We start from the raw sequence: 21,227 nt of genomic DNA on the forward strand, positions 1-21,227 counted from the left end.
TCGCAATCAAAAATCATAAAAATATATGTATTAAACAACAATTACTGCAATTCTTTTTCTGAAAGTTGTTTTAAATATAATGAGGCATAATACCCCTCTTGATTTACTAACTGGTTATGAGATCCTTGTTGAATGATTTTACCATCATCTATAATAATAATCTTGTGGGCATTTTTAGCAGAGGAAACTCTGTGACTTACAATAATGGTCGTTTTGTCTTTACAGATTTCGTTTAGATTATTCAAGATTGTTTCTTCGGTTTCCGTGTCAACAGCCGATAAACAGTCGTCAAAAAGTAAAATTGGCGGGTTTTTAATTATAGCTCGTGCAATGGAAACCCTTTGTTTTTGCCCTCCAGAAAGTGTAATCCCTCGTTCACCAAGGACGGTATCGTATTGCTTATTGAATCCTACGATATTGTCATGTACCACGGCACTTTTTGCAGCAGCGATTACCTCTGCATCAGTGGCGTCTTCTTTACCAAACTTGATGTTGTTCTTAATAGAATCAGAAAAGAGAAAAGCATCTTGTGGCACGATTCCTATGCTGTTTCGCAAGTCGTCCAGATTTAAGGTACTTATTTCCTCATTGTCGATAGTGATTTTTCCGTCGGTCACGTCATAAAGGCGTGAAATCAAGGCTAAAATGGTTGATTTTCCAGACCCTGTTTTTCCGAGAATTGCTAATGTCTCCCCTTTCTTCACGGTGAAAGAGATGTCCTTAAGTGCCTTTATATGTGTGTCTTCATAAGTGTAGCTCACATTTTCGAATGAAATCGAGCCGTTTATGATTGATTTATTTGGGTTTTTATTTTTTATTTCGGGTTCGATTTTGAGGAATTCATTCAGACGTTTTTGGGAAGCTTCCGCTTCTTGAACCATTGATGAAACCCACCCTAATGAGGCTACGGGCCACGTGAGCATATTGACATACAAAATAAATTCAGCTATCGTACCGATACTTTTAATTGTACCTTCAATGTACATCAAGCCACCAAAGTAGATTACAACCAGGTTACTGATTCCAATAAGAGCCAACATTAACGGCCCGAATAACGACTGCACTTTGGCTAAACTCAAACTTTTATTTTTGCTTTCTTTGGCTAGGGACACCATGTTCTTTTGATGTTGATCTTCAAGTGAATAAGCTTTTATTACTCGTATGCCGGAAAATATTTCCTGCGAGAAACTGGAGACTTTCGATAAATATTGCTGAAAAACGGTACTTCTCTTGTTTATTTCTGAACTTAACTTGAAGATGCCATACGAAAGAAGAGGCAATGGAAGGATTGTGTATAATGTCAAACGAGGGGAGACGTTGTACATGTATACAATAACAATTGTAAAACGGATCACTGTATTTATGGAGTACATCACAGCGGGACCAACATACATTCTCACTTTTGAAACATCCTCGCTGATACGATTCATCAAATCACCCGTACGATTCTTTTTATAGAAATTTTGGGTTAAGTTCTCATACTGCCTGAAAACTTCATTTTTTAAATCAAATTCGATATGGCGGGACATAACGATTAAGGTTTGTCTCATCAGAAAAGTCAGAAAACCGGCAATAATGGTAGTGGCAATGATCAATAGTATGTTTGAAATTAACTCTTCCCGAATAACGGATGCCGCAATATTTTTGTCTTTAGAAAATGCTTCAATTGCCTTAAAAGAACTGCTGATCAATTTAGGCGTGAACAGCATGAAAATTTGTGCGATAATTGTAAATATAATCCCCAGTGAAAAACTGTATTTGTATTTGACGAAATATTTGTTTAAATAAAGTAATTCTTTCATTTTTTTTAAGATAGTCGGTATTGAATTCGTTTTGTTTTTGTGATAATTTTTAAATTTTTAACAATTGAAAAACTTGTTTTATACACCTAAACTATCGAATTCGTAATTTTCATTAAATATTATTGATAGAGATTTATTTTTGATGAAATTCCGATTTGTCTTCTCGACAAATTCGCAATTTCATCACTATAAAAATTAACACTATTGATGCAACTTTCACAACAGGAAAGTAACTTCAGAAAATCGATTCTGTTTTTGGACAATTATCATTTGATGACCACCAACAGATTGTATTTTGCAACTGCAAAGATACAGGTTTAATAGCAATTATTGGTATTCATAATTCATTTATGGGACCAGTTTAAGGAGGGGCCCGAATGTATAATTATGCCAATGAGTGGGAATTATTAAATGATGTGTCGGGTCTTTCTCGTGGAATGACCTATAAAGCAGCGATTACGGGTCTGAACATTGGAGGAGGAAAAGCGGTTATTATAGGTGATGCCAAATCTCAGAAAACTCCTGAATTGATGCGCAAGTTTTGTGAGTTTGTAAATGGTTTAAGCGGAAGAGTTAGGGATGGAGGTCAGGGATATGGTTATTGTGCGCGATGTTACGCCTTACGTTACTGGAATTTCCGAGGAAAAAAGGGGGGGGAGCGGGAATTCCATCACGAGTTACTGCGTACGGGGTGTATATGCGGGTGAAAGTAGCTTCTAAGCATAAATTACGATGTGATGTGCTTACCGGTAAAAAAGTATTGGTTCAGGGAATAGGTCACGTTGAGGAAATTTTAGTGGATTACCTGACTAAAGAAGTAGCCATTGTCATCATTGCCGATAGTAATGAAGATAGGGGTTATTAGGTAGGGTCTTAATTTAAGGTAGTGATTTTTAAGGGAACTGATTTATAAACGGCAGATCTAGATATTTATGCGCCTCCCGCGATGTGAGCAAGTATTAATGACGCTATGGTTCACAAAATAAAGCGAAAGTAATTGCCGGTGCCGCTAACAGTCAATTGGCAAATGAAGAGTTATATGGCGCGATTTTGCAAGAGCGCGGTATTTCATATGCTCCATATTTCTTGATCAACGCCGGTGGCTTCATTAATGTTTATGCTGAATTAGCGCATTATTGTAAAGAGGAAATCATGCGCAAAACAGAGAATACCCACAATATAACATTAGAAATTATCGATTATACTGTTGCTAATGGAATTACGACGCATCATCCGCCGCTTACCATTGCGCAAAACCGTATTGATCACAGAAAAGTAGAGAAGGGTAAAAAGTAATTTATTTTTTAAGACAGGTTCAGATCTTCCATCAGAGTATTGGGAGCTGTGACTTTTTTAGTATAGCGGAAACAAAATTAGTAGCAAAACCTTTATTTGATGTTTTAATTTTATTTTAAAAAAGGAAATGCCTAATTTTGCAGACTAATTTAATAAAAGTTCTTACAAGGTGGTAAATAGAAGACACATTCGCGTTAAAGTAATGCAATCCATTTATGCGATGCATCAAAACGGCTCTGATAATTTGGAGAAGGAAGAAAAATTCCTTTTTCACAGTATCGACAATATTCAAGATTTATACCTTACAATGATTTCTTCCTTAATGGAAATATGTAAACGAGAGACCGTCTTTTTACATAAATCAAGCTTAAAACATCTCGCTACGCCTGAGGAACGTAAACCCAACGAAAAATTTATTAAAAACAGTATCTTTCAAATTCTTGCTGAAAACAACTCTCTTAGCATTGCTATGGAAACACGTAAAGTGGATGCTTGGACTCTGAATGATGATTATATTTTGTTGTTGCTTAACGCTATAAAAGCAAGCAAGTTCTACATTGATTACATGAGTGAGCCAACAACCTCTTTCGAAGAAGACAGACAGCTTATTGCAGATTTGTTTTTGGAGGTAATTGTACCTAATGAAAAATTGTACGAGTTCCTAGAAGACGATAAACTGACTTGGATTGATGACATACCCTTGGTAAACACTCAAATTATTAAGCAATTAAAAGCGATGAAGCCTATCATGGATGATAATTTTAGCGTGCCTAAAGTATATAAAGATAGTGAGGATAAAGCTTTCGTTAAAGATTTATTTAGAAAAACAATTTTGAACGAGGCAGAGCTGGCAAAGGAGTTTGTTGACAAAACACCAAACTGGGATAGTGACAGGATTGCTGAGGTAGACACTATTATCCTTAAAATGGCTATTTGTGAGTTTTTGAAATTCCCTTCAATTCCCGTAAAAGTGACGCTAAATGAATATTTAGAACTTGCTAAGGAGTATTCTACACCAAAAAGTAGTATTTTTATCAACGGAATTCTGGATAACTTAGTTAAAGAACTAGAAGTCAGTAAAAAATTAAATAAAACCGGTCGCGGTTTAATGTAACACTAATAATAAAAAAAAAGAATTAAAAATTATGGAACAATTAACTCAATTTGCACCTTTCTTATTAATGTTTGTAGTGATCTATTTCTTTATGATTAGACCACAACAGAAAAAAGCTAAGAACGAAAAAGAATTTGAAAGCACTTTAAAAGTAGGAGATAAAATCATCACTAAAAGTGGACTTCACGGTAAAGTTTCGGAGCTTGCAGATACTACAGTTGTAATTGAAACAATGTCTGGAAAATTAAAAATGGAGCGTTCTGCAATTTCTATGGAAATGAGCGCGACAGTTGCTAAAAAATAATTTTACAAGAAACGGTATATTTAAAGTCTAAAATTTTAAATAAATCCCAATAAAAAAATTCCAAATTCCAATCGTAGTGATTGGAGTTTGGAATTTTTTATTTGTATCTTTTTTTAACAGTATTGATGATTCAAACCCTTATTTTCGCGAATAAAGGGTTTTATTTTTTCTTTTTTGGTTTGCTTTTATCCAATCCAAAGTTCGGCATTGTTGTCAGTTCGGCTATCTTCACAATAACTTTAACTGCTTTTAGCATGCTTTCAACAGGAACGTACTCGTATTTACCGTGAAAGTTATGTCCGCCCGCAAAAATATTTGGACAAGGCAATCCTTTATAAGATAATTGACAGCCGTCAGTTCCACCACGAATGGGCTTAATTAGCGGTTTAATATTTACTTCCTTCATCGCTTTTTCGGCAATGTCAACAATATATTTTACAGGAACGACCTTTTCTTTCATGTTGTAATACTGATCGTTGATCTCAGCTATAGCAATATCTTCACCAAATTGTTTCGCAAATTTCTTATTGATTTTACGGACAATCTTTGCTACTTGCTCTTTACGTTTTTCGAATTTAATCTTGTTGTGGTCTCTGATTATCAATTCCAAAACAGTTTCTTCAATGCTTCCGGTTAAGTGATGAACGTGGTAAAAGCCTTCATATCCTTTTGTTTCCTCAGGTGTTTCATCTGAAGGCAATGCATTAATGAACTCATTGGCAATTAACATGGAGTTAATCATCTTTCCTTTGGCATAACCAGGATGCACACTTTTTCCTTTGAAAGTAATTTTGGCCCCAGCCGCGTTAAAATTCTCATATTCCAATTCTCCCACTTGACTTCCGTCCATGGTGTAGGCCCAGTCAGCCCCAAATTTTTCTACATCAAAATGGTGTGCTCCGCGACCAATTTCTTCATCAGGTGTGAAACCAACCCTGATTTTTCCGTGTTTTATTTCCGGATTGTTAATAAGAAACTCCATTGCTGTGACGATTTCCGTAATTCCGGCTTTATCGTCGGCACCAAGAAGTGTAGTTCCGTCAGTTGTGATTAGGGTTTGTCCTTTATATTGTAATAACTCTTTGAAATAATCAGGGGATAAAATAATGTTTTGCTCCGCATTTAGGACAATGTCTTTTCCGTCGTAATTTGGAATAATTTGAGGTTTTACATTGGCTCCTGTAAAATCAGGAGTGGTGTCAAAGTGTGATACAAAGCCTATTGTCGGAACTTCATGATCTACATTGCTCGGTAATGTGGCCATGATATAAGATTTGTCATCTATGGTCACGTCCTGCATTCCTATTTTTTTTAGTTCTTCAACCAATTGGTTGGCTAAGTCCCATTGTTTTGCTGTGCTTGGTGTTGTTTCTGAGTTGGGATCTGATTCCGTATCAACAGTAACATAACTGATAAAACGATCTATTATATGTTGCATAAAAGTCTTTTTTAATGAAGCGCAAAGATAAGGTTTATTTAGAAATTAGAGTTCAAAACTCTGACTTTGAGTCTTAATTGCAGTAATAAAAAGCAATTGTTTTAGTGCATCATTTGTGCCCCCTCTTTATGGGAATTGGCTTGGCCGTAATGCATGACTTTGACTTTTATTTTTCCGCGGGTAGAGATAGTGACTAGAAAAAGATAATCGTATTCTTGATCTTCAATAGTAGGTATTGGTCTTTGGCCTCCCAAGGCTTCAATCGTTTCTAAAATCGTATTGGAATGGCCTACGACTAAGGCCTGTTTTCCTTTGTTTTCTTTTAGTATAATTGAAGCTGCTAACTTTAAGTTTTTGGCATCATATAGGTTAACTTTCTTTTTCTGATTTTCGGCTGTGGGTATTGCGGTACTTCTGGTGCGTTTGTAATTCGTGCTGTAAATGGTGTTTAATGGTTTTTGTTTTAATCTTTCGGCAAGAGCAATAGCTCTTTTATTTCCATTCTCTGTAAGTGAAGGGTTACTGTCTTTTGGGTCACTCGTGATTTTTTCGGCATGACGAACTAAATAAATCATGGTTGGTAGTTCTGCTTGTGCAAAAAGGCTAACTGTCAGAAATAGAAGGAGGAAGGTGAAGTGATTTTTCATGTGTTTGTAGATTAATTGCAGTGGCTAATTTATAAATAAATAATGATTTTTTCTGTATCTATAATGTTTCTTGTTTGTAGATACCATTTATTATGATTAAATTTAAATATCAATTTTCCAATTGTTTACTGCGTTGTGTATTTTTAAAAACTTGATAAATTCTAACTTAAAATTTTAGATTATGAAAAAGGTATTATTAGTTGCTTTGTGTTTTACTCTATTTGTAGGGTGTAAGAAAGAGGAAATGAAAGAGGAAACGAAAGAGGAAACGAAGGAAGGTACTTCTGTTTTAACTACCGCTGCGGCGAAAGTGCAAGATGTTGAATTTGCAGATGCTAAATATGCCGAAAGAGGTAAAAAAGCCTTAGACGATTTGAGAAAGGGAGATATGGATGCATGGATGGCCGAGTTTGCTGACAATGCTATATATTATTGGAACAGTGGTGACAGCTTAGTAGGTAAGCCTGCTATCGATAAATATTGGAGAGATAGAAGAGCCAACGTTTTTGAAACTATCACTTTTGAGAATGAAATTTGGTTGGCGGTAAAAGTAAATAAGGCGGAAAATATAAAAAACCATGGGAATTTTTTATTGGGTTGGTACAAAACCACGGTTAAGTACAAAGGAGGGAAATCTATGACGCAAGGGATTCATACCGTTTTTCATTTTGATAAAAATGATAAAATCGATGTGGTGAATCAATATCTGGACAGAGCTACAATTATGGCGGCGATGAAAAAATAAGAAATAGTTTTGTAAATAACGTTAACCTTCATTGGCCCAATTCTATTATTTTTTATTTAAAGATATTCCGTCAAAACTGACCGTCAGATTGAAAACTTGCTAAAGCATCAAGTAAAGAGAACAGTTCGTTGCTTGTGTTTCTGTGTGAAAAGCAAATTTAAATAAAATTTAGGTTTTACAATAGTCGGCTTGTCAAATGAAATGATTTATAAATTATAGTTTCCAAATATTTATTTATCGGCGGGATAGTGGTATTTTTGCAGTACACAACAAAACACTTATGTATAAATTACTTATTCGTCGCATCCTTTTTTGGTTTGACCCAGAAAAAGTGCATTATTTTACTTTTTCCTTGATTCGGATTTTGTCCAAAATACCAGGGGTCTCTTTAATATTTAAATCGCTTTATAAGGTCAAAGACAGGAGATTAGAGACCGAGGTGTTTGGGCTAAAGTTTAAAAATCCGGTAGGACTTGCCGCTGGTTTTGATAAAGACGCTAAGTTGTATAAAGAATTGTCCAACTTTGGTTTTGGGTTCATTGAGATAGGTACGCTTACGCCAAAAGGGCAAGAAGGAAATCCAAAAAAGCGCTTGTTCCGTCTTAAAGAAGATTCAGCTATTATTAACCGAATGGGCTTTAATAACGGAGGTGTATTGGAGGTAGTGGAACGATTGAAAAAAAATACAGGAGTTTTAATTGGAGGCAATATTGGTAAAAACAAACTGACGTCAAACGAAGATGCCACTTTGGATTATGAAATTTGTTTTGATGCCTTGTTTGATTATGTCGATTATTTTGCGGTGAATGTGAGTTCACCTAACACCCCTAATCTTCGCGCTTTACAAGACAAAGAACCACTGACTCAATTGCTGCAAACTTTACAAAACAAGAATTTGGCAAAGCCAAAACAGAAACCTATACTGCTTAAAATTGCTCCTGATTTGACCGATGATCAATTACTAGATATTATAGATATAGTGAAGCAAACAGAAATTGCAGGAGTTATAGCCACTAATACGACTATTTCTCGTGAAGGCTTGCAGTCTCAAAATAAAACAGAAATGGGTGGGTTGTCAGGGAAGCCATTAACAAGTCGTTCTACTGAAGTGATTCGTTTTCTATCTGTAAAAAGCAATAAAGCTTTTCCGATTATTGGTGTGGGAGGAATCCATTCTGCAGATGATGCGATAGAGAAACTCGAGGCAGGTGCCAGTTTGGTACAATTATATACCGGTTTCATCTATGAAGGACCAGCTTTGGTGAAAGCCATAAATCAAAAGATTCTAAGCCGCATGTAATCGTGATTAGTTTACATTATTATCAAAATGCGTAATTCTTCACTGAGAATTACGCATTTTTATTTACTATAAAATTTTATAATCATACCCTTTGCTACTTTGCAAGTTTTCTTATCTTTGAAAATCTATGGAGCCAATAAAAATTATAGAATGTCCACGTGATGCCATGCAAGGCATTAAGCCATTCATCCCAACTGAAAGGAAAGTTGCATACATTCAATCTTTATTGAGGGTAGGCTTTGACTCCATCGATTTTGGGAGTTTTGTCTCGCCTAAAGCGATTCCGCAGATGCAGGATACCGCTGCTGTACTTGCGCAATTAGATTTGTCGCAAACAAAAAGCAAACTATTGGCTATTATTGCCAATACCAGAGGAGCGAAAACGGCTTCGGAGCATGCTGAAATTCAATATTTAGGATATCCTTTTTCGATTTCTGAAAATTTTCAGATGCGGAATACCCACAAAACCATTGCGGAGTCCCTGGTTACCTTGCAAGAAATCCTTGAAATTGCCGATAAAACAAATAAGGAAGTAGTTGCTTATTTGTCGATGGGCTTTGGAAATCCATATGGTGATCCTTGGAATGTAGAAATTGTGGCAGATTGGACCGAAAAATTATCAAACATGGGAGTGAAAACTTTGTCACTTTCTGATACTGTCGGCAATTCTACTCCTGACGTAATCAGTTATTTGTTCTCCAATTTGATTCCACAATACCCCGAAATTGAGTTTGGAGCTCACTTGCATACCACGCCAGATAAATGGTTCGAGAAAATAGATGCTGCTTATCATGCGGGTTGCCGAAGATTTGATGGCGCTATTCAGGGATTTGGAGGCTGTCCTATGGCTAAAGATGATTTAACTGGAAATATGCCGACAGAAAAGTTACTGTCTTATTTTACTGCCAATAAAGAAAACACCAATTTAAATCCATTAAGCTTTGAAAGTGCTTACAATGAGGCTTCTAACTTGTTTGGAGAGTTTCATTAAAGACGATAAAGGATAAAAGCACAGGATCACTATATAAAAGTGATAATAAGTTTACGGCTACAACGTTATTATTAAAATCAATGCTTTATTTTTGACGCTTATAATTTTATTATGAATCAATACCACCCAAATAAAATTTTAGTACTACTTCTACTTGCACTGCTCTCTTTTTCATGTAGCAGTGATTTGGATTTTAATCAAGTTAACGACATCAAAGCAGATCCCGTTTTCATTGCAAATCTGACTTATTTTGACATCCCCGCTAATGAATTTATTGAGAACGGAACGGAGCAGAATGTCATTTTTGACGCGCAAGATTTTGATGTTTTTCGGGATTCTTTTTTTCGAAAGAATTTAAGACGAGCCGACTTCTTCTTTGAAATCAATAATACCATTAATAGGTCTTTTACTGTCGATATCCGATTATTGGATGTAAATGACCAACCGGTGTACGCTAATCGTTTTGATGTTCCTGCTTTTTCAGGAACTGAAGATTTAGTAATGCAAACAGAAAGTTTTAAGAATACTAATCTCGATTTGTTGAAAAGAGCAAGGAGAATGATGTTTGTTATAAGAATGGGAGCTGGTCCAGCTTTAAACACAACTAACCCCGGAAGTTTAAAATTGCGCTCAAGTGCAACTGCTTATCTCGTGATAGAATGAGAAAAACATATTTATTTTTACTGCTGCTGTCGATTAGTTGCCTGTCCCAAAACAAACAAATCTTATACAATTTCACGGCAGTACCCCAGTCTTTAATGACTAATCCGGGTGCTGATATCAGTTATAAATTTTATTTTGGTGTTCCATTATTGTCGGGTATTTCTGTTAGTGCCGGATCGAGCAGTTTTTCAGCTTATGATTTATTTGCAGATAATGGAGTGGATTTTAATACAAAACTGCGTGATGTGGTATACCGCTCTTCGCGACAGGATAATTTGGCTATCAATGAGCAAATAGAACTATTTAGTGGCGGTTTTAAATTGGGGGACTGGTTGGAAAATAAAGGGTACCTTTCGTTTGGAATGTATCAGGAATTTGACTTCCTGATGTATATGCCTAAGGACATAGCGATACTTGCATTGGACGGGAACAGGGATTACTTGGGCAAATCATTTAATTTAGGAGATTTGAGTTTAAGGGCTGAGATGCTTTCTGTACTGCATGTGGGTTTCCACAAAAATGTAACCGATAGACTTGTTCTTGGGGGCAGAGCCAAAATTTATAGGAGTCCTTTTAATGCGACTTCGACTAAAAACTCAGGGTATGTCTATACTATTCCTGCCGCAACTACAGTGTACGACCAAGCCATTTATTCTGATATGCAATTGAACACCTCCGGAATTTCAGAATATATTGCCGAAGGTTATGAAGGAGATGCAGCCGGCGATATCAGAAAGAAGGCTTTATTTGGCGGGGATTTGGGACTTGGATTTGATTTGGGACTAACCTATTATCCTAAAAAGAACATTCAGATTACAGCCAGTATCCTTGATGTCGGATTTATTAAGCACAGCAAAGATGTTGAAACATTTACGTACAAAGGCTATTATAAATATGAGGGCATAAACCCCAATTTTAATAGTACTGACGCCCCAGACAACGCCTATGAGCAGTTTAAGAACGCAATTCCGTTAGATACCGTTTACAACGGATATACGACTTGGAGGCCTATGAAAATCAACAGTTCGTATCAGTATTCTTTCAATGATTCAAGAGGGGGAGGAGACTGTAATTGCATCGGAACGGAATCGGATTATAAAAATGCAGTGGGGGCACAGCTGTTTGTAATGACCACCCCCAGAGCGCCCATAATGGCATTGACTGGATATTATAGAAGGAATATTCTCGATAAACTACAGATGAAGGCAACCTATACCGTAGATTCCTATTCGTATAAAAATATAGGTTTAGGGCTGTCAAGTACGTTAGGGAAATTCAATCTATATGTAATGGCAGACAATCTTTTAGAATACCGAGATTTGGCGAAAGCCAACAGCTTGTCCTTTCAATTTGGATTTAACTTTATTTTCAAAGACAGTGATTCGCCCTACTAAGCGGGTTTTTTCTTCAGGGCCTAATCTGCCAATTCAATGCAGCCTTTTCATAGTGTAGAAGGAATTGGTTTTAAGGAAGATCGGTTGAAATTTGCAGGATCGTTTTCTTGTATTGTTGTCTGTTTTTACAACCTTGGTCTTTCACTTTTTTAAATCAAAATAATTTGCTATATTTGCACGCAATTCAACTACAATTGCAACATGATAGCACATAACTCCAAGATTATCGGCGAAGGTTTAACGTACGATGATGTATTATTAGTACCTAATTATTCCAATGTGCTTCCTCGAGAGGTAAGTATCCAAACAAAATTTTCAAGAAATATAACGCTTAACGTTCCTATTGTATCCGCTGCTATGGATACCGTTACTGAAAGTGCTATGGCAATTGCTATGGCTCAAGAAGGTGGGATAGGTGTTTTGCATAAAAATATGACAATCGAGCAACAAGCTGCCAAAGTACGTAAAGTAAAACGTGCGGAGTCAGGTATGATTATCGACCCTGTTACTTTGCCGCTTACTGCTAAAGTGGCGGATGCTAAAAACGCAATGAAAGAATACGGAATTGGCGGTATTCCAATCATCGATGAAGAGCACCGATTAAAAGGAATTGTAACCAATAGAGATTTGCGTTTTGAGAAAAACAATGCAAGACCTATTATTGAGGTGATGACAAGTGTAAATTTAGTTACCGTTGCCGAAGGAACTTCATTAGAACAGGCCGAAGTAGTTTTACAAGGGCATAAAATCGAGAAACTTCCGGTTATAAATAAAGAAGGCAAATTAGTGGGTTTAATCACGTTCAGAGATATCACTAAATTAACGCAAAAACCAAATGGTAATAAAGACGTTTACGGACGTTTGCGCGTAGCAGCAGCTATAGGCGTGACGGGTGACGCATTAGAAAGAGCGACAGCTTTAGTAAATGCGGGTGTTGATGCTATAATTATTGATACGGCTCACGGGCATACGCAAGGTGTGGTAAATACGTTGAAAGAAGTAAAAAATAAATTCCCTCAAATAGATGTGATTGTAGGCAATATTGCGACTCCTGAAGCCGCACTGTTCCTTGTTGAAAACGGTGCCGATGGTGTAAAAGTAGGAATTGGACCTGGTTCAATTTGTACTACACGTATCGTTGCTGGTGTTGGTTTCCCTCAATTTTCTGCAGTTCTTGAAGTTGCAGCAGCATTAAAAGGGACTGGAGTTCCGGTAATTGCTGATGGAGGAATTCGCTACACAGGAGACATTCCTAAAGCAATTGCTGCAGGTGCTGATTGTGTTATGCTAGGATCGCTTCTTGCAGGTACTAAAGAATCTCCTGGAGAAACTATTATTTTTGAAGGAAGAAAATTTAAGTCCTACCGCGGAATGGGATCTGTGGAAGCAATGGAAGGTGGTTCTAAAGACCGTTATTTCCAAGATGTAGAAGATGATGTAAAGAAACTAGTTCCTGAAGGAATTGTGGGACGTGTGCCTTACAAAGGAGAATTAAACGAAAGTATGCTTCAGTTCATTGGAGGCCTTCGCGCAGGAATGGGATACTGTGGTTCTAAAGACATTCCAACCTTACAAGAAACGGGACGTTTTGTTCGTATCACTGCAAGTGGTATCAACGAAAGTCACCCGCATAACGTAACGATTACAAAAGAATCTCCAAATTACTCGAGATAAGTAAGAGAATAGAGTAGAATATAAAAGCTGTCTAAAGTGTTACCACTTTAGACAGCTTTTTTTTGTTTATTTTGCGTACGTTTAATGGTTGAATTTTCACGACAAGCAAAACGTAATTGGTAGTACGTAGTTATTTGTTATTTGATTTTTTGTACAATGCTAGGGCGCTATACGAAGTGGCGAACTTCGTAACTACTAATTTTTAGGTTGAATGAAAACGTGAAGCGAGAAGTCAATCCCACTAAATTCCAGCTAGCTCAAAATGGCGGTTGTGTGCAGTTATTGATTCAGTTACTATTTTTAAATATCTTTTCATGTATAGTACTTGTTGTGTGTAGTTTATTTTTTATTCAATTGAAATGTAAAAAATGATATACTCAAAGCACTCAATGCGATACATGCAAATGCCATTGAAAATAATCCTAACGTTAATTTCGATACAATTTCTAATTCAGAGAAACTCATGATTAAACCAGAAAAGAAAATCGAAATTCCAATTACAACTCCACCAATCAATCTATCCTTATCAGTAAATTCATACTGTGTTTGACAATTCGAACAGGAAAAGTTTTTGTATCCTTTCCAAAAGGATTTGAAAATTAATTTTGAAGAAACAGTTGTTTTACATTTTTTGCACTTTTCCATTTTTCTATTATTATTTTTTACTTTTCTTTAAATTACACACAACGGTTTGCCACTTAGCTAGGTTGTGGAGTTATGAAAATTATATTTTCTGTTTAACGGAAAAGTTCTTTAGAAACGGCAATTCCACTAAAACCACAAGCTTGCTAAATGGCTGTTATACAATGTATTTTAATTTATTATAATATGAAACAAATATTATTTTTTTGGGCTATTGCTCAAGTTTTTATTATTGGTTAGGGCGTCGGAAGATATAAGAAGTAACTTTTCTGTCAGTTCTTTATTTTCTTTTCTTAATTCATAGTTGTTATTATTAGTAAATAATATTCCAACTCCAAATGAAATAAAGCATAAAGCTGGTAATCCTAAATTAATTGTCCAATCTGGTAATTTAGAAAACCAATTTTCGGTAGGCTGTTTGTACAGACCTTTATTTGAAATAATATTAACGCAATCTTTTAAGAAACTAATTATTTGCTCTTTTTTTTGTTCAGATTTAATATCAGTTAGATTCATTCTAAAATGTTCCGATTGATAACTTTCTTTGCCGAAAAATTCTGTTAAGTAAGTTCTAGTTTCAACTGTCCAATTATGAGTTGTAAATAGCTCTAATGTTTTTAATTTTTCTGATTGTTCTGTTAAAATCGATATTGCTTTTTTACTTCTCATTTCTTAATATATTGTATAACTAGTAGATAACATCAAATATATACAACTTTTTTAATTTTCCAGAGTCAATTTATAAACATCTACTTGTTAATTTTAAAGAGGGGGCTACCGTCCCGGTTCGCTTTATTTGTCTGTAGCTGATTGTTAGTAGTGCAAAGCACGAAGTAATTATAGAAAAACTATATAATTTTATGCCATTAACGCAGTGGAAGTTTGAGGCGCCATGGATTAAGTATAAGGTAATAACTGAATTAGGAGTCAGGAATACTATTCATTATTGCCGAAACTCATTTCCCGAAACTTAATCTTTAAAGAATTTGCTCATTCTCTTTTTATCACCCACCACCCATAAAATATCATTTTTCTGTAATATTAAATCAGATTCCGGGTTCAACAGTCGTTTCCCGTTTCTTTCGATACCCACGACCATACCGTTCGCTTTTTCTCTAATACGGGATTCGCTGATGCTTTTCCCTATCAATTCTTCTTTATTTAATTCCAGTTGTTGTAGGGTAATTTCCGTTTTTTCAATATTTTTAGGCGCTTCAAATTCGTGTTGATGTAGATAGGTCTTGAATTCTTTTACCTGTGCATCCGTACCGATGACGCAAATTTCATCGCCAGGAAACAAGCGCTCATTTTTGGTAGGGATTTTCACCATTATCTCTCCTCTTTTTATAAAGGCAATATTAATTCCCATCTCCTCCCGTAAACGCAATTCTTTCAAGGTACTACCTGCGATGTTTGACTCTTTGGCAATACTAAAGGTACTCATGTGACCATCCCATGGGGTTAAATTTGCATACCTTCTATTTGTTTTTAGAATTTCCCGATTGTTGAAATTCTGCAGAAAATGATTTTCAATTCTAATATATTGACGGTGTAATTTCTTTGGGAAAAAGATATAAACAGAAACGGCAATAATTAAAGCGAAGAAAGCGACCAGCGGAGAGAAGAAGATGTTCAGTAAGAAACCAATATAAAATGTCGCTAATCCTATTCTAAATAAAACCATCATCATGATAGGTCCTCTGTATTTACGCTCCTGACGTAGGATTTCCACTTCTTTGACGGCAACACGGCGTAAGGCGAGTGCCCATAAAAACGGGGAAATAATAATAATGGTAATTAGCGCTGCAGTAGCATTCCCAAATTTTGAGCTTTCCACTAACGGCAAAACAAATTTGGATGACAGCAGGATAATTGCGGTTATGATTATGGTATGTATTACTATTTGTAACATAGTGGTGCGTAACACAACTTGCCACGTAGTCGCTGATTTAATGGCTTGCGTGTTCGTGCTGTAGCGTGCTATTTTTTTTAACCATTTTCGGGGTAACTTTCGTTCTAAAAACTCTGAAAAAGGAGTAGCCATTTTTACCATGAAAGGGGTGGTGAAGGTCGTAATTGCAGATACCGCCACGATAACAGGATATAGGAAATTACTGGTGACATTCATGGTCATTCCTAAAGTGGCAATAATAAAGGAGAATTCTCCAATTTGCGCTAAACTCATTCCCGTTTGTATGGATTGTTTTAAAGGCTGTCCTGAAATTAAAGCACCAATAGTGGAGCTGATGGACTGTCCGAAGATGGTGATTAAAGTTAAAATAAGGACAGGAAACGCATATTCATATAGCGTGGCCGGATCGATTAACATTCCGACTGATACGAAAAAGATGGCTCCAAATAAGTCTTTTACGGGCTTGATTAAATGTTCAATATGTTCCGCCTGCGTAGTTTCGGCAATGATAGACCCCATGATAAAGGCACCTAGGGCAGGAGAGAATCCAACATTAGAGGCTAAAATTACCATCATCAGACAGAGTGCAAGTGAGATAATTAACATCATCTCATCCGTTAGTAAATGTTTAGCTTTTTTGAGTAGGGTAGGAATGAAAAATATCCCGCTGACAAACCAAATTGTTAGGAAGAAAATCAGTTTCAGTACGGACAGCACTAACTCAGTCCCTGAAAATTGCTGACTTACTGCCACGGTAGATAATAGAACCATCATTAAGATGGCTACAATATCCTGAACAATGAGGGAACCGATCACTATTCCCGCAAATTTTTGAGCCTTTACGCCCAGTTCTTCAAAGGTCTTAAGAATAATTGTAGTGGAGGAAATTGAGAGGATTACTCCTAAAAAAATGCTGTCCATTTGTTTCCAGCCCATCCATTGCCCAACTAAAAAACCCATCAATACCATGGTGATAATCTGGGTAATAGCGGTTATGGAGGCGGTGCCGCCCACTTTCATCAGTTTCTTAAAACTAAATTCAAGTCCGAGGCTAAATAGTAAAATGATAACCCCAATTTCTGCCCAGACTTCAACACTCTTAACGTCTTTTACGGACGGAAAGAAATCAAAATGTGTTCCAGCTAGAAAACCAGCTATCAAATACCCTAAAACTAAGGGTTGTTTTAGTTTTTTAAAGATTAATACAGCAATACCAGCAGTCATTAGAATTAATCCTAAGTCACTTATTAAGGGTTCTAAATGTTGTGATGCTTCAGCAACTGTTGCTACAGTACTCATATTTTATTTTTTTAGGAGCTATTTCCAGCCTTCCATTTCAAGCTGTAGTCTAAAAATCTTTTTTATGTGTAGCATTTGCACGAGCTTCCTTTGGTCGCTCTACAATTTGCCATAAAGATAATTTTTCTCCTGCAAGGCTTTCCATTGCAGTTTGGGCTAGACTTTCCCAATTTTTCATGTCAATCAGTTTAAATAAAAGAATTGGCAAAAAAAAAGCTACCGTTAAAGATAGCTTTTTTTATAGTTATTTGCTTTAAAATAGCAGATCGCCGATTTATTTTTATGATATTGAAAGAAATATAAAGTAAGAATTTACTATTCTCTTGTATTGCTATTAAATTCCTACGAAATTACTGGGTGTGATTTGCATTAATTCTGCTCTCACTTCTTCAGACACTTCTAATGTGGCAATAAAACCATGGATCGCTTTTTTATCAATCGCTTCATTCGTTCTGGTTAAGCCTTTTAATGCTTCATAAGGATTAGGATAGGCTTCGCGACGTAAAATTGTTTGAATCGCTTCAGCAACTACAGCCCAATTTTTTTCTAAATCTTCGTGGAATTTTGGCTCGTTCAATAACAATTTATTTAGTCCTTTCAAAGTAGATTCAAAACCGATTAAAGTATGGCCCATGGGAACTCCTATGTTTCTTAACACCGTACTGTCAGTCAAATCACGTTGTAATCTTGACAATGGCAGTTTAGCCGAAAGATGTTCGAAAATAGCATTCGCTATTCCTAAATTTCCTTCAGAGTTTTCAAAGTCAATCGGGTTTACCTTGTGTGGCATAGCCGATGATCCTATTTCTCCCGCTTTGATTTTTTGTTTGAAATATTCCATAGAAACATAAGTCCATATGTCTCTGTCTAAATCTATGATGATGGTATTGATTCTTTTTAAAGCATCAAAAAATGCTGCAAAATGATCGTAATGCTCGATTTGTGTAGTTGGGAAAGAGTGGTGTAATCCTAGGTTTTCTTCTACAAAGGTACCGCCAAATTTTCTCCAGTCGATTTGTGGATACGCTACATGGTGTGCATTGTAATTACCAGTTGCACCACCAAATTTAGCGGCGAAAGGGATATTGAACAACAAACGCATTTGCTCTTCTAAACGTTCCACAAAAACGCCAATTTCTTTACCCAAACGGGTAGGAGAGGCCGGTTGTCCGTGTGTACGTGCCAGCATCGGAATGGCGGCCCATTCGATACTTAAATCTTTCAATTTTGAAGTCAAAGTAATTAGTGAAGGCATATATACTTTCTCGAACGCTTCTTTTGTAGAAAGAGGAATTGCCGTATTATTGATGTCTTGGGAAGTCAATCCAAAATGGATGAATTCTTTATACTGAGACAAGCCTAATTTTTCGAAGGCATCCTTGATAAAGTACTCTACGGCTTTTACATCGTGGTTGGTCACTTTCTCCGTTTCTTTGATCCAAAGTGCGTCTTCAGTCGAGAAGTTTTTATAGATATTTCTTAAGGTATCAAAAAGAGTAGGATTTACTCCTTTTAATTGTGGCAACGGCACTTCGCACAAAGCAATGAAATATTCAATTTCAACTAGTACGCGGTACTTGATTAACGCTTCTTCCGAGAAAAAAGGAGCCAAAGAAAGAGTCTTGTTTCTATATCTTCCGTCAATTGGAGAAATAGCATTCAATTCGTTTAAAGTAGTCATTTTAGTGTTGTTTGTTCGAAAGGCACAAATATAAAGAGAAGTTAGAAGTTAGGGGTTACAAGTTAGAAGTTTTTTGCAATTTAAAGGGTGATTTTTCTAGGCAGTAATTCACAGCGTCAGTATTAACGTTATTGGCGCTATATTTAAAACGATGCGTTTTAGTGTTTATCGCTTTACTGTCTCAGCGTTTTTTCCAGCATAAAATAATTAAAACAGAATTTAAATTGTGAAAATTAGTGCAATGGGTGTTTGATTTTTAGTCTTGTCAACTATATGTTTTTTAAATAAGCTCCATAAGCTCCTTTTTCAATAGTTTCATTCCTTCAGAGGCGACTTCTGGAATTACATGGAGTTGATTTCTCAAATTTGGAATTTTTATAGGCTTTGGATCAATATAGTAAATGGGCGTTTTAGCATTTGTGAAATCGATTAATCCAGCCGCAGGATAGACCTGTAGAGAGGTGCCGATAACGGCAAAATAATCGGCAGTTTCTGTGATAGAAACAGCTTCTTCTAGTGCAGGAACTTCTTCACCAAACCAAACAATATGCGGACGCAATTGATTTTGATTATTATCCAAATGACCAAAATTCAGGTCTTCTGTCCAATCCAAAATATAATTGATGTTTTTTGTACTACGTACTTTCAATAATTCGCCATGCAAATGCAGTACATTTTTACTTCCTGCGCGTTCGTGTAAATCATCTACATTTTGTGTAATCACAAAAACGTCAAAATGAGCTTCTAATTCAACCAAAATCTGATGTGCTAAATTGGGTTGAACCTCTTTAAGTTGTTTTCGCCTTTGATTGTAAAAATCAAGAATCAAAGCGGGGTTTTTATACCATCCCTCGGGAGTGGCTACATCTTGAACATTATGTCCTTCCCAAAGGCCATCGCTGTCGCGAAAAGTTTTTATACCACTTTCAGCACTGATTCCCGCTCCGGTCAATACAACTAATATCTTTTTCATTTTATTACTTGAATTATCTTCTTATTTACGAATTTATGATTTTGTTGAAATGTATTTTCTAAATTTGGATTAAAATTACTTTTTTAAAAGAAGCTAAATGAATAAAATATATTTCCTTTTCCTATTTATAATTACTGGGGTTTCATATTCCCAAAATACTAATTCTTCTTTGAATAGGGTAAAATTTGAGGACGATTCTTTAGATTTAAATTTCAGCCATTTTGAAGCAAATAAAATATCGTTTAATTTTTCGAAACTAGAAACTCCGTTTTCTCTTTATAATCCGATGCCTGGATTAAATGTTTTCAACATCAATTCGCGGAATTACTATTCTATGGACAATACAAAGCGATTATTAGGTAACGAAATGAAGAATATTAAGAAAGATCCCGTCTTCCCAGAAGTTAAAAAAGAAACTTTAGGCGAAGCTATTTTTTCGAGAATTATTGATTCAGTTTTTGACCAGTAAAACCTCTTGTTTTTACTATTTTTGCAAAAAAAATTTCTCAATGATTGATTTAGATTACCTTAATTTCCTTGAAAATATCCTGACTGACAACCGCAAAGAGAAATTCCTGAAAGTATTGGAAAACAGGACAAATCATTTCACTATTGCTGTCGAAGACATTTTTCAAATGCACAATACCAGTGCGGTGATGCGCAGTTGTGAAGTTTTTGGAATCCAAGAACTTAATGTTATCGAGCAACGTTATGGGAAAAGTATCGATAAGGAAATAGCCATGGGCGCTCAGAAGTGGGTTGATATCAATACCTATGATAGTATAACGGACTGTGTCGATACTTTGAAAACTAAAGGATACCAAATCATCGCTACAACACCCCATGATAATGATTGCTTATTAGAAGATTTTGATATTTCAAAACCTACTGCCTTATTTTTTGGGACGGAGAGAGATGGATTGTCTGAAGAAATTTTACAGCGTGCGGATGGTTTTCTTAAAATTCCCATGGTAGGTTTTACGGAGAGTTTGAATATCTCTGTTTCTGCAGCAATTATCATTCAAAACCTAACAAATAGATTGCGGCACTCCAACATTGACTGGCATTTATCTGAAGAAGAAATGCTAGAAAAACGTTTGGCTTGGGCCAAGAATTCCATTAAAGATATCAAACGAATTGAAGCGCGATATTTTGAAGAAAATCCAATATAATTTATTTTTTTATTGGATTGATTCCTAGGGCCAAACTCTTCGCAGTGCCGGGAGCGATCATATTAAGTACTTTTGGTGTCTTGGAGATTAATAGCGATATTCCTAAAAACGATCCTTCAAAAAAAGTATTTTTTTTGAAGGATCGTCTAGCCCTTTTTTAGCATTTATTGTATGCTGTTT

General features: G+C 35.9%; 19 protein-coding genes and 1 pseudogene. 11 read left to right on the forward strand and 9 right to left on the reverse strand.

Annotated elements, in window-relative coordinates; translation table 11 throughout:
• Nucleotides 1–41: 41 nt before the first annotated feature.
• Entirely contained in the window at nucleotides 42–1,802 is a 1,761-nt protein-coding gene (locus CXF59_RS07940) for an ABC transporter ATP-binding protein (RefSeq protein WP_101137292.1), read from the reverse strand.
• Between the two features lie 242 nt (nucleotides 1,803–2,044).
• Between CXF59_RS07940 and CXF59_RS07945 the strand changes: the two are divergent.
• The 3 genes and pseudogenes from CXF59_RS07945 (at nucleotide 2,045) to yajC (ending at nucleotide 4,516) form a co-directional block, all read left to right on the forward strand.
• A pseudogene (locus tag CXF59_RS07945) lies at nucleotides 2,045–3,098 on the forward strand (Leu/Phe/Val dehydrogenase).
• Between the two features lie 202 nt (nucleotides 3,099–3,300).
• Nucleotides 3,301–4,212: a transcription antitermination factor NusB gene (nusB, locus tag CXF59_RS07950; protein WP_101137425.1), complete on the forward strand. Its 912-nt coding sequence runs from the start codon at nucleotides 3,301–3,303 to the stop codon at nucleotides 4,210–4,212.
• A 31-nt stretch (nucleotides 4,213–4,243) separates the two neighbouring features.
• Complete coding sequence (gene yajC, locus CXF59_RS07955; protein ID WP_101137293.1) at nucleotides 4,244–4,516, forward strand: preprotein translocase subunit YajC; 273 nt, start codon at nucleotides 4,244–4,246, stop codon at nucleotides 4,514–4,516.
• Nucleotides 4,517–4,676: 160 nt separating this feature from the next.
• Here yajC and pepT read toward each other — a convergent pair whose 3' ends face one another.
• A complete protein-coding gene (gene pepT, locus CXF59_RS07960) occupies nucleotides 4,677–5,954 on the reverse strand; it encodes a peptidase T (protein WP_101137294.1) in 1,278 nt (425 codons plus the stop codon).
• A gap of 101 nt (nucleotides 5,955–6,055) precedes the next feature.
• Nucleotides 6,056–6,601 (reverse strand): histidine phosphatase family protein, encoded by a 546-nt coding sequence (locus CXF59_RS07965; RefSeq protein ID WP_101137295.1) that lies wholly within the window; start codon nucleotides 6,599–6,601, stop codon nucleotides 6,056–6,058.
• 181 nt (nucleotides 6,602–6,782) lie between these two features.
• Here CXF59_RS07965 and CXF59_RS07970 point away from each other — a divergent pair, with 181 nt between their 5' ends.
• The 6 genes from CXF59_RS07970 to guaB all read left to right on the forward strand — a co-directional run bounded on the left by CXF59_RS07970 (nucleotide 6,783) and on the right by guaB (nucleotide 13,368).
• Nucleotides 6,783–7,346 carry a nuclear transport factor 2 family protein gene (locus CXF59_RS07970; RefSeq protein ID WP_101137296.1) on the forward strand — a complete coding sequence of 188 codons (564 nt, stop codon included), beginning with the start codon at nucleotides 6,783–6,785 and terminating at the stop codon, nucleotides 7,344–7,346.
• Nucleotides 7,347–7,626: 280 nt separating this feature from the next.
• Entirely contained in the window at nucleotides 7,627–8,646 is a 1,020-nt protein-coding gene (locus CXF59_RS07975; protein ID WP_101137297.1) for a quinone-dependent dihydroorotate dehydrogenase, read from the forward strand.
• Nucleotides 8,647–8,773: 127 nt separating this feature from the next.
• Nucleotides 8,774–9,637 (forward strand): hydroxymethylglutaryl-CoA lyase, encoded by an 864-nt coding sequence (locus CXF59_RS07980; protein ID WP_101137298.1) that lies wholly within the window; start codon nucleotides 8,774–8,776, stop codon nucleotides 9,635–9,637.
• 111 nt (nucleotides 9,638–9,748) lie between these two features.
• On the forward strand, nucleotides 9,749–10,300 hold the full coding sequence (locus CXF59_RS07985; protein ID WP_101137299.1) for a hypothetical protein: 552 nt from the start codon (nucleotides 9,749–9,751) through the stop codon (nucleotides 10,298–10,300).
• A complete protein-coding gene (locus CXF59_RS07990; protein WP_101137300.1) occupies nucleotides 10,297–11,694 on the forward strand; it encodes a DUF5723 family protein in 1,398 nt (465 codons plus the stop codon). The genes CXF59_RS07985 and CXF59_RS07990 overlap by 4 nt, the downstream gene beginning before the upstream one ends.
• Before the next feature lie 201 nt (nucleotides 11,695–11,895).
• Nucleotides 11,896–13,368 (forward strand): IMP dehydrogenase, encoded by a 1,473-nt coding sequence (guaB, locus tag CXF59_RS07995; protein ID WP_101137301.1) that lies wholly within the window; start codon nucleotides 11,896–11,898, stop codon nucleotides 13,366–13,368.
• A 339-nt stretch (nucleotides 13,369–13,707) separates the two neighbouring features.
• On the opposite strand, the gene CXF59_RS08000 is transcribed toward guaB, so the two are convergent.
• The 6 genes from CXF59_RS08000 to CXF59_RS08020 form a co-directional block, all read right to left on the reverse strand.
• Nucleotides 13,708–14,013, reverse strand: a complete 306-nt coding sequence (locus CXF59_RS08000) for a TIGR04104 family putative zinc finger protein (protein ID WP_101137302.1) — start codon at nucleotides 14,011–14,013, stop codon at nucleotides 13,708–13,710.
• 195 nt (nucleotides 14,014–14,208) lie between these two features.
• Nucleotides 14,209–14,679: a hypothetical protein gene (locus CXF59_RS08005; RefSeq protein WP_101137303.1), complete on the reverse strand. Its 471-nt coding sequence runs from the start codon at nucleotides 14,677–14,679 to the stop codon at nucleotides 14,209–14,211.
• A 301-nt stretch (nucleotides 14,680–14,980) separates the two neighbouring features.
• A complete protein-coding gene (locus tag CXF59_RS08010; protein ID WP_101137304.1) occupies nucleotides 14,981–17,221 on the reverse strand; it encodes a cation:proton antiporter in 2,241 nt (746 codons plus the stop codon).
• A gap of 49 nt (nucleotides 17,222–17,270) precedes the next feature.
• Nucleotides 17,271–17,399 carry a hypothetical protein gene (locus tag CXF59_RS15565; protein ID WP_255416306.1) on the reverse strand — a complete coding sequence of 43 codons (129 nt, stop codon included), beginning with the start codon at nucleotides 17,397–17,399 and terminating at the stop codon, nucleotides 17,271–17,273.
• A 156-nt stretch (nucleotides 17,400–17,555) separates the two neighbouring features.
• Complete coding sequence (gene purB / locus CXF59_RS08015) at nucleotides 17,556–18,902, reverse strand: adenylosuccinate lyase (protein WP_101137305.1); 1,347 nt, start codon at nucleotides 18,900–18,902, stop codon at nucleotides 17,556–17,558.
• A 280-nt stretch (nucleotides 18,903–19,182) separates the two neighbouring features.
• Nucleotides 19,183–19,875, reverse strand: coding sequence for an NAD-dependent deacylase (locus CXF59_RS08020; protein WP_101137306.1), 693 nt, complete (start codon nucleotides 19,873–19,875; stop codon nucleotides 19,183–19,185).
• Nucleotides 19,876–19,972: 97 nt separating this feature from the next.
• On the opposite strand from CXF59_RS08020, the gene CXF59_RS08025 reads away from it, so the two are divergent.
• Together CXF59_RS08025 and CXF59_RS08030 are read left to right on the forward strand one after the other, a co-directional pair.
• Complete coding sequence (locus CXF59_RS08025; RefSeq protein WP_101137307.1) at nucleotides 19,973–20,344, forward strand: hypothetical protein; 372 nt, start codon at nucleotides 19,973–19,975, stop codon at nucleotides 20,342–20,344.
• 40 nt (nucleotides 20,345–20,384) lie between these two features.
• Nucleotides 20,385–21,047, forward strand: coding sequence for an RNA methyltransferase (locus CXF59_RS08030; RefSeq protein WP_101137308.1), 663 nt, complete (start codon nucleotides 20,385–20,387; stop codon nucleotides 21,045–21,047).
• The last annotated feature ends 180 nt before the right edge of the window (nucleotides 21,048–21,227 follow it).

This window comes from Flavobacterium sp. ALD4, from assembly GCF_002836475.1.
GTDB lineage: Bacteria > Bacteroidota > Bacteroidia > Flavobacteriales > Flavobacteriaceae > Flavobacterium.

Excerpts from the sequence above, each read along its gene's own strand:
- CXF59_RS08010 (WP_101137304.1), bottom strand. The coding sequence starts at position 17,221 with ATGAGTACTGTAGCAACAGTTGCTGAAGCATCACAACATTTAGAACCC.
- CXF59_RS07965 (WP_101137295.1), bottom strand. The coding sequence starts at position 6,601 with ATGAAAAATCACTTCACCTTCCTCCTTCTATTTCTGACAGTTAGCCTT.
- pepT (WP_101137294.1), bottom strand. The coding sequence starts at position 5,954 with ATGCAACATATAATAGATCGTTTTATCAGTTATGTTACTGTTGATACG.
- CXF59_RS07990 (WP_101137300.1), top strand. The coding sequence starts at position 10,297 with ATGAGAAAAACATATTTATTTTTACTGCTGCTGTCGATTAGTTGCCTG.
- CXF59_RS08025 (WP_101137307.1), top strand. The coding sequence starts at position 19,973 with ATGAATAAAATATATTTCCTTTTCCTATTTATAATTACTGGGGTTTCA.
- CXF59_RS07970 (WP_101137296.1), top strand. The coding sequence starts at position 6,783 with ATGAAAAAGGTATTATTAGTTGCTTTGTGTTTTACTCTATTTGTAGGG.
- CXF59_RS08005 (WP_101137303.1), bottom strand. The coding sequence starts at position 14,679 with ATGAGAAGTAAAAAAGCAATATCGATTTTAACAGAACAATCAGAAAAA.
- CXF59_RS15565 (WP_255416306.1), bottom strand. The coding sequence starts at position 17,399 with ATGAAAAATTGGGAAAGTCTAGCCCAAACTGCAATGGAAAGCCTTGCA.
- CXF59_RS08020 (WP_101137306.1), bottom strand. The coding sequence starts at position 19,875 with ATGAAAAAGATATTAGTTGTATTGACCGGAGCGGGAATCAGTGCTGAA.
- purB (WP_101137305.1), bottom strand. The coding sequence starts at position 18,902 with ATGACTACTTTAAACGAATTGAATGCTATTTCTCCAATTGACGGAAGA.
- yajC (WP_101137293.1), top strand. The coding sequence starts at position 4,244 with ATGGAACAATTAACTCAATTTGCACCTTTCTTATTAATGTTTGTAGTG.
- CXF59_RS08000 (WP_101137302.1), bottom strand. The coding sequence starts at position 14,013 with ATGGAAAAGTGCAAAAAATGTAAAACAACTGTTTCTTCAAAATTAATT.
- nusB (WP_101137425.1), top strand. The coding sequence starts at position 3,301 with ATGCAATCCATTTATGCGATGCATCAAAACGGCTCTGATAATTTGGAG.
- CXF59_RS07985 (WP_101137299.1), top strand. The coding sequence starts at position 9,749 with ATGAATCAATACCACCCAAATAAAATTTTAGTACTACTTCTACTTGCA.
- CXF59_RS08030 (WP_101137308.1), top strand. The coding sequence starts at position 20,385 with ATGATTGATTTAGATTACCTTAATTTCCTTGAAAATATCCTGACTGAC.
- CXF59_RS07980 (WP_101137298.1), top strand. The coding sequence starts at position 8,774 with ATGGAGCCAATAAAAATTATAGAATGTCCACGTGATGCCATGCAAGGC.
- CXF59_RS07975 (WP_101137297.1), top strand. The coding sequence starts at position 7,627 with ATGTATAAATTACTTATTCGTCGCATCCTTTTTTGGTTTGACCCAGAA.
- guaB (WP_101137301.1), top strand. The coding sequence starts at position 11,896 with ATGATAGCACATAACTCCAAGATTATCGGCGAAGGTTTAACGTACGAT.
- CXF59_RS07940 (WP_101137292.1), bottom strand. The coding sequence starts at position 1,802 with ATGAAAGAATTACTTTATTTAAACAAATATTTCGTCAAATACAAATAC.